The sequence below is a fragment of the Stenotrophomonas sp. 14P6.2.3 genome (assembly GCF_057799055.1).
In genome coordinates this window covers 39,892-53,724 of the sequence record NZ_JBYOLA010000002.1, presented here as the reverse complement: position 1 = coordinate 53,724, position 13,833 = coordinate 39,892, and the positions used below count along the sequence as shown (strand labels likewise).

The following is a 13,833-nucleotide window of genomic DNA, read 5'->3' as shown; positions in this document are numbered from 1 at the left end:
TGTGACAAGCTGAATCGATCCTGCGCTGTCATCAACCCGTCATCCAGCTGCGATAGATGGCGTCGGGCGCGACCGCTAACCTGCCACGCTGTCGCACTTTTCCCCTGACTGCCCATGAAGCGCCTGCTGCTGCTTTTGCTGGCGTGCGCCGGCCTGTGGCTGGCTGCATGCTCTTCTTCGATGACCGCCTCGTCCACCTCGCTCAGCGACCGCCTGATCGCGCCCGGTGGCGTTTCGACCCTGCTTGATCAGCCGCGTATCGCCGCAGCGGTGGCTGCGTTGCCGAACCGGCATGGTTTCGCTGCGGGCCGTGATGGCGTGCCGATCTTCTGGCGTGCTTTCGACCCGGGCGACTATGGCGCGCGCTACCACTACCTGCCGCAGCAGCACCAGAACGGCCTGCCGCTGGATACCGGGCTGAGCCTGGCGGTACCGCAGCCGTTCCGCGCGCAGGCGCCGCGTGGCACCGTGGTGCTGCTGCACGGCTGGATGATGAACGGCGATTCGATGCTGCCGTGGTCGCTGCAGCTGGCCGAGTCGGGCTACCGCGTGGTCACCCTGGACCTGCGCAACCATGGCCAGTCCGGCGCCGGCCCCTCCGGCTACGGCACCTATGAATCGGACGATGTGGTGGATGTCATCGCTGCGCTGCGCGCGCGCGGCGAAGTGACTGGCCCGCTGTACCTGTTCGGCGTTTCCTATGGCGCTGCCACCGCACTGTTCACCGCCGACAAGCTGGGCGACCAGGTTGCCGGCGTGGTGGCGATGGAATCGTTCGCCAATGCCGGCGTAGCGATCCGCACCATGATTCCGCATCTGATGGCCCTGCAGCCGGAAGGCTTGAAGGCACAGGCCATCGCTTCGTATGCACGCTGGCGCTACGGCGGCCAGGACATCAACCAGGTGGTGGCCGCCGCCAGCCGCCGCATCGACGTGGACCTGGACCAGGTGGACGTGGCACGCGCGCTGGCCGATACCCGTGCCTGCGTGCTGCTGCTGCACGGGCAGGGCGACCAGCACATTCCGGTCAGCCAGGGGCGTGCGCTGGCACAGGCCAACCCGCGTGCGCACTACATCGAGATGCGCGGCGAAGATCACATCACCCTGCCGCTGCGGCTGGACCTGCTGGCCGGCGTGGTGGATGACTGGATGGCGCGGGACGAGCACCACCCGAAGTCCGCGTGCCCAGCGCCCCAATTGCCCGCACAGGCCGAGTGGCTGGTGCACGGCGTCGATGCACCGGCAAAGACCCCAGCGCGCAGCTGAGCCTTCAAAAAAGGGGACGGAGGGGATTAAGTCGCATTCGGCCTGCTAGTGCAGGAAACGACTTAATCCCCTCCGTCCCCTTTTTGCTTCAGGGCAGGCGGCGCGCCAGCGAACGCGCCGATGCCGCGACGCCCAGCAGCATCGCCGCCACGCACAGGAAGGCAAAGCCCAGGCTGGTGGCGTGGGCGAGCGCGCCGATCGCTGCGGGGCCCGCAAGGATGCCGGCATAGCCCAGCGTGGTGACTGCTGTGATCGCAATGCTCTCCGGCATCGCGCGCTGCTGGCCGGCCATCGAGAACAGGGCGGGCACGATGTTGGCGCATCCCAGGCCCACCAGCACGTAGCCGAACAGCGCCATCGCGAAGGAGGGCACCAATGTGGCCAGTGCGAAACCGCCCGCCGCGGTGATGCCGCCAATGACGATGGTGCGGGTGCGGCCAAGGCGCTCGACGATGCCATCGCCGAACAGGCGCATCGCGGTCATCGCCAGCGTGAACACGGCAAAGCCGGCACCGGCCTGGTCGCGCGGCACCTGCCGCACTTCGGCCAGGAACACCGCACTCCAGTCGAGCATCGAGCCCTCGGCCAGGAACACTACGAAGGCGAGCACACTGATGAACAGCACGACGCCATGCGGCACGGCCAGCATCGGGCCGTCATGCAGGATGCGCTGCGGGCGCCAGTGCGGTGCCGACAGCAGGGCCACCAGCAGCATCGCCGCCACGGCGACCAATGACGCCAGCCACAGTGGCGTGCCCAGAACCAGCAGGCCGGTCATGCAGCCGGCGCCGACGAAGCCGCCGATGCTGTAGAACGCGTGGAAGCCGGACATCATCGGGCGGCCGGCATCGCGCTCGACGGCCACCGCCTGCATGTTCATCGTGCAGTCCATCGCGCCCACACCCGCACCGAACACGAACAGCGTCGCCCCCAGTGCCAGCGGCGTGGGGGCGAGCGTCAGCAGCGGCAGCGCGAGCAGGATCAAGGCCGTGGTGGCGATCATCAAGCGGCGCGAGCCCAGGCGCGCGGTCAATGCACCTGCCAGCGGCATCGCAAGCAATGAACCCAGCCCCAAGCACAGCAGCAGCCCGCCGAGGCTGGCATCGGACAACCCGGCCTTGGCCTTGGCGTAGGGCACCATCGGTGCCCAGGCAGCGGTGGCAAAGCCGGGAATGAAGAATGCAGCGCGGGTGGCGTGCTGCTGGGCGCGGGGAGAAGAAGGCGTCATGCGCGAGGAAGGCTCCAGAGGATCCCTTTATGAAAACGTTTTCACGGGACCCGGGCAAGTGCCATGCATGACATCGAATGTCGAATACGAATGCATCGTCGTGATTCCTCTGGTTTTCCATTGTGAGTAACGCATTCGGGCCATTGTGGCGTTGGTACCTGCAGCAACGGTGCGCTGCGTCGATGCTCGCGCAACGGCTCGCGCGGATGTCGCGCGCATGGAAGTGTGATCCTCCGCCAGCTTTGCACCAGCAGGAGCGGAATCCTTGGCGGAAGCAAGGACATTTCCTGATACAGGGCCCACGAAGCACCTCCTAAGGTCTCTCCGTCGCGCAGAAGCGACCGGTGCAGGGAATCCCTGCTCACCGCGTTTCCATTCACGGAGGAGATCGTCAATGAACTCATCGCGCGCGCTGAAGCTGGTCGTGGCCAGCGTTCTTGGGCTGGGAGGCGGCGCCGTTGCAGACGGCGCAATAGCAGGAACCAGTACCTGCACGGGTTCGGGGTGCTGGGTCTATCCGCCCTTCCTTCCAAACCCTGGTGGGGGCGGTGGTGTTGGAGGTGGCTGGGGCGGTGGTGACGGTTCGTCCGATCCGCGCGATGAGTATCACAAGATCTCATGGTGTACCGATGCCCCGGGCTACGCGTGGGACGGTCATGGCTGTGATCTCTACAACCCGCCGGTTCTGACGGTGAATGGCTGTGGCACGGCGGGTGGCGTACCGGTGCCGGATTTTCTGGTTGCACCTGGGGCATTGCAGGGCGGTGCGGCGGCGTTCGGAGCGATGTTCAAAGCGGCCTGTGATGCGCATGACATGTGCTACGGAACCCATGGCAATGACAAGCATCAGTGCGATGAACGTCTTCGGCAGGACATGATCGCGGATGGGCAGCAGAAGCTCGGCGGTGCATTCCCGGCATTAGGTGTATTCGTGATAGGCCAGGCCACGGCGTATGCAAGGTTTCTGCAGTGGGAGTGGATCGAGCCCTGGACTTCCCAGCCGGCCTATGACCGGTCGCAGATGGACGCGGCCTGCCGTACATCCAGCGCTGCCTTCAAGAACTACTGCGATCATCTCGGGTTCGGGAGCTGACCATGAAGTTCAGCTGGAAGGCTGCAAGCCTGTTGGCGGTCCTGATCTGCGGTGGCGGACTGTGGCTTCTGGATTCATATGTCGGGGAGGATGTCGATCCGCTGCAATCGGCAGATCATGAGGATCATTTACTGCAACCCTACAGCGACGCGATGGCGGGGATGATGGCGCATCGTGACGCCGAAGCCATGGCATCCATGAAGAAACCACCGCAGCAGCGCACACTGACGGTGCGGGAGGCGTTTGCTGGCGATCCCCGTCTGATCGCGTTGTCGGTTGAAGAGGCGGCATGGATGGATCGGCATCACTACCCGAAAGCTGCCGACTTGGCAGAGGCAGAGTCGGTCGATCCGCGACAACTGGCAGGAACCCGCGATCCGCGGCTTTTGACGATAGCGGGTTCTGCATTCAAGAAGCGTGGTGAGTACATGCTGGCCATGAGCCAGCATTTCGATGCCGGTGCTCATGGTGCTTTGTATGCCTATCAACAAGGTGCGGTTGCCGAGCGCGCGCTCTACGAGGAGCGCTTTGGACCTACGAATCGGGATAGTGCCGGCGTACTTCGAGCTCGCCTGGAGGTGCCACTGGCGCTGGGGGATCACACCGTGCAGTACCTGATGGATACCGTAATGGCCGACGTGGACGCCTTGGCGTCACCGAAGCAGGTGCAGATCCAGTCTCGTGAGTTCCTGCGCGCGCTTGCCGAAGATGCTCGACTGCAGGGGTTGGCACCGCCCAGTGTGGATCCACGCCCGAACGCAGCGCAGTGGAACGACCTGTATCAACTGAGCCGATCGGGCGTCGCAGACCAGCTGGTTACCATCTACGAGCGCCAGTAGCCATGGATATCACCTTCACCTGCAGCAGTCAGTGGATTGCTGATGCCTTTACCGAGCTGCGCCTGGCGTGTGATGTCCCGCTTCGGCGGGACATCACCTGTCCGTTGCCAGTAGTAACCGCTCTGCTGCTGCATGATTCATTTAATCATTCCGAGGTTTTTGAGCGGAACCTGGAACGTCATGAGCGGCTGCACGCGCAGGGAATACTCGAACTGTCGCTCGACCGGGCGCTCAGTGCATGCACGCTGGGGCAGCTATCGACGGCACTGGAAACGATCACCTGCATGCGCCCGGTGCAGCGCATGCAGGGGATTGGGATCGTGACGCAGAATTCCTACAGTCGACGGTTCCGCGCACCGCCAGCGGTGGAGGCCATGCGAGCGTCGGTGCGCTTGTTCAACGCACGGCGTCGGCATGCGGAACGGTCGGGTATCGAGCGGGCACTGGCCACCTATCTGGTGCTGTTGTCGATCCATCCGTTTGCCGATGGCAATGGGCGCACGGCACGCATGCTGTTTGCCGCCGATGTGCTTGCGCATGATGGCCACGCCGCGCCTCGGTTGATGCTGGGCCTGATTCTGCTGCACCGTGGGCGGGGACGGCTGTTCCACCTCGCTGCCATGTGCGCCCGCACAGGTGACTTTTCGATGCTGGCAACGTGCTACGGCGAGGCATTGTCGTTGGCTGACACATTTCTCCCAGCGCTATGCCCGCAACATGGTCGGCTGGCAGTGCTCGAGGAGTATCAGAAGATCGATGCACTGTTGAAGCGCACACCAGAACCGCACGTCTGAATTCCGACTCCAAAGCCTCACCAGGGATTAACGTCGCCTGCGCAAAGTAGCCCGACGGTCGGCATTCCGCCCGGCCGCTGCCGGAGATCAGCGCATGAGCACCACACCGACCATCCTCCTTGTCCATGGCTTCTGGGGCGGGGCCGCACACTGGGCCAAGGTGATCCTGGAACTGCACCGCAAGGGCCACGACCAGGTGAAGGCGGTCGAACTGCCGCTGACCTCGCTGGTCAACGACGCCGAGCGGACGCGCCGGATGATCCGCCAGATCGATGGCCCGGTCGTGCTGGTCGGGCACTCGTATGGTGGCGCGGTGATCACCGAAGCCGGCAACCAGCCCAACGTGCAGGGCCTGGTCTACATCGCCGCGTTTGCGCCGGACAGTGGTGAGAGCCCCGGCGGCATTACCCAGCAGCACCTGCCCGAAGCGGCACCGAACCTCGCCCCGGACAGCGATGGCTATCTGTGGCTGCGTGCCGACAAGTTCCATGAGAGCTTCTGCCAGGATCTCAGCGCCGACGAAGGCTGGGTGATGGCGGTGACCCAGAAGGCGCCGCTGGCCAGCACCTTCGGCGATGCGATCAGCGATCCGGCGTGGAAGCACAAGCCGAGCTGGTACCAGCTTTCCAGCCAGGACCGGATGATCTCGCCACAGAACCAGAAGGCCATGGCCGAACGCATGCAGCCCAAGCGCCTGCTGCAGCTGGAAGCGAGCCATGCCTCGCTGGCCTCGCATCCGGCCGAGGTGGCGGCACTGATCCTGGAGGCGGTGGCGGCCGTCGACGGCTGACGTTTGCCACGGGGCAGCGCCTGCTCAGACCCGGGCGCCACCCACGACAGCGGGGGCGCAGGAGAGTAAACTCCTGCGCCTGCGGCCCTTGGCCGCCATTCCCCCCTTCCCCTCGAGCCGCCGCCAGAGGATCCCACCCCTTCGTGGAGGTCCCGTCGTGTCGTCTGTGCCTGTCCGTTTTTCCGTGCTCTCCCTGCGTCGTCGCCCGTTGGCGAGGGCCCTTGCCCATGGTCTTCTGCTGAGCTCAGTGGCCGCTGCCGGCGCCGCCTCGGCGCAATCCGCACCGGCTGAAGAGGAGGGCAAAACGCCCTCGCAGACCCTGCAGACCGTGCAGGTCACCGCCAACCAGCTGGGCACCATCACCGAAGGCAGCGGCGCCTATACGCCGGGCACCATCGCTACCGCCACCCGCCTGGTACTGACGCCGCGACAGACCCCGCAGACCATCAGCGTGATCACCCGTGCGCAGATGGACGACTTCGGCCTGGATGGCATCGATGACGTGATGCGGGTGACCCCGGGCATCAGCATCGTCACCTACGACAGCGAGCGCACCGAGTACTACGCACGTGGGTTTGCCGTGCAGAACTTCCAGTACGACGGTATCCCGATGTCGCGCGACTCGGCCTATTCCGCGGGCAATACGCTCAGCGATACCGCGATCTACGACCGCATCGAAGTGCTCAAGGGTGCCACCGGCCTGCTGACCGGCATGGGCGATCCCGGCGCGACCATCAACCTGGTGCGCAAGAAGCCGGGCAAGGAATTTGCCGGCAGTGCGACGCTCGGCGTCGGCCGCTGGGACGACTACCGCGCCGAAGTCGATGTCGGCGGCCCGCTGACGGCCGACGGCCGCGTGCGTGGGCGCGCGGTAGGTGCCTGGCAGGACAAGCATTCCAATCTGGATTTCTACCAGCGCACCAGCAAGGTCGGCTATGCCGTGCTGGAAGCCGATCTGGGCGAACGCACGCTGCTGACCGTGGGTGGCGACGTGCTGGAGAGCGATCCCAAGGGCTCGACCTGGGGCGGCATTCCGTTGCTGGACAGCCAGGGCAATTTCAATGACATGCCGCGCTCGTTCAACAACGGTACCCGCTGGAGTGGCTGGCGCCAGTACGTGCGCACCGGCTTTGCCACGCTGGAACATACGTTCGACAACGACTGGGTGGCCAAGCTGCAGCTCAACCACCAGGTCAATGGCTACGATGCCGCGCTGGCGGGTGCGGCCGGCGGCAATCCCGATCCGGTCACCGGCGAAGGCGTCTCGCTGTGGCTGGGCAAGTACGTCGGCAAGACGGTCAGCAACGCTGCCGACTTCTACCTGAGCGGCAACTTCGGCCTGTTCGGCCGTCAGCATGAACTGGTGGTCGGCGGCAGTGCGTCGCGCAAGCGCTGGACCAACACCGGTTATTCGCCGCAGCCCGGCTATCCGACCGCCGTTGCCGACTACAACAGCTGGAAGGGTGATATCCCGGAACCGGAATGGCAGCGCGGTTACGGCAACAATGAAGTGACACGCGAGAACGGCCTGTACGTGGTCGGTCGCTTCGATGTGGCCGACCCGTTGAAGGTGATCGTCGGCAGCCGCCTGGCCAGCTACCGTTCGCCGCAGACGCGCGAGACCGGCGTGTTCGTGCCGTATGCCGGCGTGGTCTACGACCTCGGCGAGCACTATTCGGTGTATGCCAGCTACAGCACCATCTTCAAGCCGCAGGGTGAGCGCGACGAACAGGGCAAGGCACTGGATCCGCTGGAAGGCCGCAGCTATGAAATGGGCCTGAAGGCGGAGTTCTTCGACGGCCGCTTCAATGCCAGCGCGGCGCTGTTCCAGCTTGACCAGGACAATTTCGCCCAGCCTACCGGTGGCAAGACGCCGACCGGCGATATCGCCTATCGCGGATTGATGGGCGTGCGCACCAAGGGCTACGAACTGGAGTTGTCCGGACAACTGGCCGAGGGCTGGCAGGTGCAGGGCGGCTTTGCGCACAAGATCGCCCGCCAGGCAGGGACCAAGGTGTCCACGCTGGAGCCGGAAAACCAGTTCAGCCTGCACACCAGCTACCGCCTGCGCGGCGACTGGCAGGGGCTGACCGTCGGTGGCGGCGCGCGCTGGCAGGATTCCACGTTCGGCACCATCACCAACCCGGCCAATGGTGCGTCGGTGGTCCATCGCACCCAGCCGTACTGGCTGCTGGATGCCATGGCGCGCTACCAGTTCAACGATCGCCTGTCGGCCACCGTCAACGTCAACAACCTGCTGGACAAGCGCTATTACACGATCTTCAGCTGGTACAGCACCTACACCTGGGGCGAGCCGCGCAACGTGCGGCTGGCGGTGACGTACAAGTTCTGATCGCGTTGCGACATGACAAGCCCGCGATGCCGGACGGCATCGCGGGCGTGTGGGTTACAGCGGCAGGTCGAACACCAGCACTTCGGCGTCGTTGCCGTTTTCCAGGGTCAGCTGTGCCTCGTCGCTGACCTGCAGCGCGTCACCCGCTTCCAGGGTGATGCCGTTGACCTGCAGCTGGCCCCGCGCCACCTGCACATACGCGCCGCGGCCGGCAGCCAGGGCGTGATGCAGCTTCTGCTCGCCATCGAGGATGGTGGCGAAGATGCGCGCATCCTGATGGATGTGCAGCGAGCCATCGGCGCCATCCGGCGAGGCGATCAGGCGCAGCTGGCCGCGCTTGCTCTCCGGCGTGAAGTGGGTCTCCTCATACGACGGCGTGATGTTCTCGGTCTGCGGGAAGATCCAGATCTGCAGGAAATGCACCGGATCGGTGGCCGAATGGTTGAACTCGCTGTGGCTGACACCGCTGCCGGCGCTCATGCGCTGCACGTCGCCGTAGCGCAGCACCGAACCGGTGCCCATCGAGTCCTTGTGCTCCAGTGCGCCACCCAGCACGTAGGAGACGATCTCCATGTTGCTGTGGCTGTGGGTGCCGAAACCCTGGCCGCCGGTCACCTTGTCTTCGTTGATGACCCGCAGCGGGCCGAAGCTCACATAGCGGGGGTCGTAGTAGCTGGCGAACGAGAAGGTATGGCGCGAGGACAGCCAGCCATGCTCGGCCAGGCCACGGGTAGCGCTCTTGCGGATCTGCAGCATGATGGAATCTCCTTGTTCGATGGTTTCGATGGTGCGGGGTGGGTTGGTAACCCCTGTGTTTCCCCGTTGGTGAGAAGTATCCGCTTGCACCTTGGGTTTGAAAAACGGATAGTTTTGAAAGCCATCATCGAAAATTTCGAATGCTCAAGCTCAGCCTCGATGCCCTGCAGATCCTGGACGCCATCGACCGGCGTGGTTCCTTCGCCGGCGCCGGCAAGGCCCTGCACAAGGTGCCCTCGACCATTTCCTACACCGTGGCCAAGCTGGAAGAGGACCTTGGGGTGCAGCTGTTCGACCGGATCGGCCCGCGGGCGGAGCCGACCGAGGCCGGGCGCGCGTTGCTGGAGGAGGGCAGGCACCTGCTGCGAGCGGCCCGGGAGCTTGAGCTGCGGGTACGTCGGGTAGCCTCGGGCTGGGAGGCTGAATTGACCCTGGCGGTGGATTCGGTGTTTCCGACCTGGCTGCTGGGGTCGGATATTGCTGCATTCCGTGAGGTGGCGGCGCCGACCCGATTGCGCCTGTTTGGCGAGGCGTTGTCCGGCACCTGGGAAGCACTGCTGGACCGGCGCGCCGACCTGTTGGTCGGTGCACCGGGCGAGGGTCCCAGTGGCGGGGGCTACGTGGTCGAGCCGCTGGGCAGCGTGGGTTTCGTGTTTGCGGTGGCGCCGGAGCATCCACTGGCGACGGTGCCGGGTGTGCTGGGCCGCGAGCAGTTGGCGCCGTACTGCGCGATCGCGGTATCCGACTCGGCACGGCGGCTGCTGCCACGAACGGTGGGCCTGTTGATGGGCCAGGAGACGTTGACCGTGCCGGACATGGCCAGCAAGTTGAAGCTGCAGTGCCAGGGGCTGGGATTCGGTTTCCTGCCCGAGCCCTGCGCGCGCGCGGCGGTGGCACGTGGCCAGCTGGTGATCCGTGAGGTCGAGGAGCACAAGCCGGAAGAGACCTTCTGGCTGGCGTGGCGCACCGGCGAAGATGGCGCGGCCCTGCGCTGGTGGCGCGAACGCCTGCGACGGCCGGAGCTGCTGGCGCAGTGGTGGCAGACGATGGCAGAGGGGTAGGGTTCGGCAGGGCTGCGCCCTGCACCCGCCGAGGCAACAGCAACAGCAACAGCAACAGCAACGGTAACAGCCAAAGCCAAAGCCAAAGCAACAGCGGGTATTCCGTGGGATGGCGGGGTGGGTCCGGTTGCGGGGGACGCCGCAAGTACGTCCCTGTAGGCTTGGGCGCGCCATCCATGGCGCTTACACCCCCGCAACCGGACCCACCCCGCCTTCGACAGATTTCCGCAATCTGTCGGGATGGCGTTCTGTGCGGCTGGTAGGTGTCGACCTTGGTCGACACGTAGATCCACGCCATGCGTGGATGCTCTTCGTTCAATTGTCGAAGTATTCGAATTTGATGGAGTCATCCACGCATGGCGTGGATCTACCAGACATCGGAAACTGTCAGAGGTGGGGCGGTGTCGGATTGCGGGGTGTCAGCCGCATGGATGCGGCTGCCAAGCCTACAGGGACGTACTTGCGGCGTCCCCGCAATCCGACACCGCCCCGCCACCCCACGGAATGCCAGCTTCTGCAGTTGCTGTTGCCTCTGCAGGTGCAGGGCGCAGCCCTGCCAAAAAACACAAAAAAAACAGCAGGCCGAGGCCTGCTGTTTCGGTGTAATGGTGCGCCCGGAGAGATTCGAACTCCCGACCGCCTGGTTCGTAGCCAGGTACTCTATCCAACTGAGCTACGGGCGCCAATTACATAAACTTGTTGTGTTGATCGTGTGTGGTGCGCCCGGAGAGATTCGAACTCCCGACCGCCTGGTTCGTAGCCAGGTACTCTATCCAACTGAGCTACGGGCGCGCGGTACACAATCAACTTACTTCTCTATTTTACTGCACTTCCAGCGGCGGATGCTGAAGGTCTGTCGAGTGGTGCGCCCGGAGAGATTCGAACTCCCGACCGCCTGGTTCGTAGCCAGGTACTCTATCCAACTGAGCTACGGGCGCCCTGCGACAGGAGCGGAATTATGCGGATGTCGGCGCGAGTCGTCAACGCTTTTGTGAAAATTTTCACCCAACTGAATGAAAAACGCCTCTGCGACAGCCTCCGGGTGTTTCATCCACGCGAAGTGGTCAGCTCGCGTACCCAGGTCCTGCGCAGAAAGCACGCGCAGCTGTGAGGCGACATTCGGCAGTTTCGCCAGCAGCGCCTGCATCGATCCGATAGGCGCCAGCCAATCGTGTTCCATCAGCACCGCCTGCGCACTGCCATGCACACGCGCCATCTGCGCGTCCAGATCCTCGTCCATGCCGACGGCAGCGTAGTGATTGTTCAGCCCTACGCGCGCCCAGTCGGCGATCAATCCACGTGCTTCGGTGCCGCCGAAGCCCAGCCGGCGCCCGTGCAGCACGCCCTGGCGTCGCGCGATCCATGGCAGGAAGCGATAGATCAGGGGCAGCAACCAGCCACGCGGTGGCGGGAACGTGCGCCAGAAGGGTGTACCGCTGGCGGCCAGCCACAATCGATCGAATGCCTGCGGCTGGCGCCCGGCGTGCACGCAGGCCAGTTGGCCGCCCAGGCTGTGACCACCGATGATCCATGGCAGCGCGTTCTGGCCAGCATCGGCATCGGCGAGCAGGGCCTGACTGGCCGGCAGGTCGCGGTCGAGAATCTGCCGGTAGCCCCAGTCCTCGGTGCGCGACGGGCGCAGCGAGCTGCTGCCATTGCCGCGCCATTCGTGCAGGTAGACCGCCACGCCCCTGGCGGCCAGTGCCTGCGCAAGGGGCAGGTAATGGCGTGCGGCCACGCCCAGCGCCGGCAGCCACAACAACCGCGCCAGCGGCTGTGCAGGCACGCAGGCGATGACCTCGTAACGGTGGCCATCGCCGCTGTCCACGGCGAGTGCGCGTGGCGAATCGCTCATGCGTGCGGTGCCGCGCCGAAGTGGTCGAGTACCAGCACCTCGCTGCGGCCGGGCGCGTAGCCCTGCTGCAAGCCGCGCGCTACGTAATCGATGCCGGCTTCGCAGGCGTTGGCCAGGCTCAGCCCGTTGCACAGCTGCGCGGCGATGGCCGAGGCCAGCGTGCAGCCTGTGCCGTGCGCATCCAAGGGCAGGCGGGCATGGATGAATTCTTCGCTGCTGACGCCATCGAAGTAACGGTCGACCACGCGGTTGCCTTCATGCAGGTGGCCGCCCTTCAGCAGCACCGCGCCGGCACCCAGATCAAGGAGTGAGGCGGCGGCCTGCTCTGCGTCGTTGCCATTGGTGATGCTGCGGCCGACCAGCAGCTCCGCTTCCGGTGCATTGGGGGTGACCAGGGTGGCCAATGGCAGCAGCCGTTCGCGCATTGCCTGCAGCGCGCTGTCCTCCAGCAGGCGAGCGCCGCTGGTGGCGACCATCACCGGGTCGAGCACCACGTGCGGTGGTCGATGGCGTTCCAGTGCATCGGCCACGGTGTGGATCACCTCGGCGTTGGCCAGCATGCCCAGCTTCACTGCATGGATGTCGAAGTCGTCGAAGCAGGCCTCGATCTGCGCGCGCAGGAAGTCGATCGGTGGTACGTGCACGGCACTGACGCCGCGGGTGTTCTGCGCGGTCAGTGCGGCGATCACCGACAGGCCGTGCACGCGATGGGCGGCGAAGGCCTTCAGGTCGGCCTGGATGCCGGCGCCGCCGCCGGAATCGGAGCCGGCGATGGTCAGGGCGGAAACGGGGGTAGTCGGGCTCATGCAGTGATTGTGCCGTGCTGCCCAGTGTGGGGGTAGTGCCGGCCGGGTTGCACCCGGCACCCGCAGAAGCCGGGGCAACAGCAACAGCAACAGCAACAGCGGCTCTGGATTTCTGCGCGGGAGGCGGGGCGGTGTCGGATTGCGGGGACGCCGCAAGTACGTCCCTGTAGGCTTGGCCGCGCCATCCATGGCGCGGACACCCCGCAATCCGACACCGCCCCGCCTCTGACGGCTTCCTGCAGTAGATCCACGCCATGCGTGGATATCGCGGAAATGATCGGAGGGACAACGTAGACCCACGCCATGCGTGGATGACGCCATGCTCAGCGCCGCCAGCGTGCCCATTGCTGGTAGAACACATAGCCCAGACCGGTCAGTCCGGTCAGCAGGGCGGGGGCGAGCAGGGCGTCGTACTGCCAGCGCACGAACAGCCAGGCGCCGATGACGCCGCCTGCAAGGAAGCCGCTGATGATCAGGCCGCTCAGGGTCAGGCGTCGTATCTGCAGCGGCAGTCCGCGCAGCAGGTGGCCGAGGCCGATGCCGAGGTCGGTGAACATGCCGCTGAGATGGGTGGTGCGTACGACGGCACCACTGAAGGTGGTGGCCATCGCATTCTGCAGTCCGCAGGCCATCGCGGCTGCCAGTGCGCCCCAGATCTGATGCTGCTTGAACAGCGGAATGGCCACCAGCAGCAACAGCGATTCCAGCGCCAGTGCTACACCGTAGCGGCGGCCCAGCTGCAGTGCGCTGTCCTGGATCAGCAGCCCGCTGACCATCGCGCCCAGTGAGAACGCGATCAGCAGACCCCACAGGTGGCCGACCGCGCGCCAATCACCCTGCGCCAACGCCATGCCGAGCTGGCTGGTGCTGCCGGTCATGTGGCTGACCGCCTGGTGCTCAAAACCCAGGAAGCCGACCACATTGACCATGCCGGCCACGCACGACAGCGCGACCGCGCCGATCCAGACCCAGGTGGGCAGGCGGATTCCCAT

General features: G+C 65.1%; 12 protein-coding genes and 3 tRNA genes. 7 read left to right on the top strand and 8 right to left on the bottom strand.

Annotated elements, in window-relative coordinates; all coding sequences use genetic code 11:
- The first annotated feature begins 114 nt into the window (after positions 1-114).
- Positions 115-1,266 (top strand): alpha/beta hydrolase, encoded by a 1,152-nt coding sequence (locus AC27VL_RS01990; RefSeq protein ID WP_100552160.1) that lies wholly within the window; start codon positions 115-117, stop codon positions 1,264-1,266.
- 88 nt (positions 1,267-1,354) lie between these two features.
- Here the strand turns inward: AC27VL_RS01990 and AC27VL_RS01985 are convergent, their stop codons facing one another.
- Positions 1,355-2,494, bottom strand: a complete 1,140-nt coding sequence (locus tag AC27VL_RS01985; protein WP_488765417.1) for an MFS transporter — start codon at positions 2,492-2,494, stop codon at positions 1,355-1,357.
- 394 nt (positions 2,495-2,888) lie between these two features.
- On the opposite strand from AC27VL_RS01985, the gene AC27VL_RS01980 reads away from it, so the two are divergent.
- The 5 genes from AC27VL_RS01980 (at position 2,889) to AC27VL_RS01960 (ending at position 8,363) form a co-directional block, all read left to right on the top strand.
- Complete coding sequence (locus AC27VL_RS01980) at positions 2,889-3,587, top strand: hypothetical protein (protein ID WP_191078954.1); 699 nt, start codon at positions 2,889-2,891, stop codon at positions 3,585-3,587.
- 2 nt (positions 3,588-3,589) lie between these two features.
- Positions 3,590-4,426, top strand: a complete 837-nt coding sequence (locus AC27VL_RS01975; RefSeq protein WP_488765416.1) for a hypothetical protein — start codon at positions 3,590-3,592, stop codon at positions 4,424-4,426.
- Positions 4,427-4,428: 2 nt separating this feature from the next.
- Complete coding sequence (locus AC27VL_RS01970; RefSeq protein ID WP_488765415.1) at positions 4,429-5,220, top strand: Fic family protein; 792 nt, start codon at positions 4,429-4,431, stop codon at positions 5,218-5,220.
- Between the two features lie 94 nt (positions 5,221-5,314).
- The gene (locus AC27VL_RS01965; protein WP_089240303.1) at positions 5,315-6,010 is read left to right on the top strand and encodes an alpha/beta hydrolase; all 696 of its coding nucleotides are present in this window, start codon (positions 5,315-5,317) and stop codon (positions 6,008-6,010) included.
- 157 nt (positions 6,011-6,167) lie between these two features.
- Positions 6,168-8,363 carry a TonB-dependent siderophore receptor gene (locus AC27VL_RS01960; RefSeq protein ID WP_191078951.1) on the top strand — a complete coding sequence of 732 codons (2,196 nt, stop codon included), beginning with the start codon at positions 6,168-6,170 and terminating at the stop codon, positions 8,361-8,363.
- A 54-nt stretch (positions 8,364-8,417) separates the two neighbouring features.
- On the opposite strand, the gene AC27VL_RS01955 is transcribed toward AC27VL_RS01960, so the two are convergent.
- A complete protein-coding gene (locus AC27VL_RS01955; RefSeq protein ID WP_099820122.1) occupies positions 8,418-9,119 on the bottom strand; it encodes a pirin family protein in 702 nt (233 codons plus the stop codon).
- 140 nt (positions 9,120-9,259) lie between these two features.
- On the opposite strand from AC27VL_RS01955, the gene AC27VL_RS01950 reads away from it, so the two are divergent.
- Entirely contained in the window at positions 9,260-10,180 is a 921-nt protein-coding gene (locus AC27VL_RS01950) for a LysR family transcriptional regulator (protein ID WP_488765414.1), read from the top strand.
- A gap of 606 nt (positions 10,181-10,786) precedes the next feature.
- Here the strand turns inward: AC27VL_RS01950 and AC27VL_RS01945 are convergent.
- The 6 genes from AC27VL_RS01945 to AC27VL_RS01920 all read right to left on the bottom strand — a co-directional run bounded on the left by AC27VL_RS01945 (position 10,787) and on the right by AC27VL_RS01920 (position 13,833).
- Positions 10,787-10,863, bottom strand: a tRNA-Arg gene (locus tag AC27VL_RS01945).
- A 32-nt stretch (positions 10,864-10,895) separates the two neighbouring features.
- A tRNA-Arg gene (locus AC27VL_RS01940) sits at positions 10,896-10,972 on the bottom strand.
- A 69-nt stretch (positions 10,973-11,041) separates the two neighbouring features.
- Positions 11,042-11,118 (bottom strand) — tRNA-Arg (locus tag AC27VL_RS01935).
- Positions 11,109-12,035 (bottom strand): alpha/beta hydrolase family protein, encoded by a 927-nt coding sequence (locus AC27VL_RS01930; protein WP_100552165.1) that lies wholly within the window; start codon positions 12,033-12,035, stop codon positions 11,109-11,111. Before AC27VL_RS01930 ends, AC27VL_RS01935 begins: the two co-directional genes overlap by 10 nt.
- On the bottom strand, positions 12,032-12,841 hold the full coding sequence (thiD, locus tag AC27VL_RS01925; protein WP_100552166.1) for a bifunctional hydroxymethylpyrimidine kinase/phosphomethylpyrimidine kinase: 810 nt from the start codon (positions 12,839-12,841) through the stop codon (positions 12,032-12,034). The genes AC27VL_RS01930 and thiD overlap by 4 nt, the downstream gene beginning before the upstream one ends.
- A gap of 323 nt (positions 12,842-13,164) precedes the next feature.
- On the bottom strand, positions 13,165-13,833 hold the full coding sequence (locus tag AC27VL_RS01920; RefSeq protein ID WP_100552167.1) for a YoaK family protein: 669 nt from the start codon (positions 13,831-13,833) through the stop codon (positions 13,165-13,167).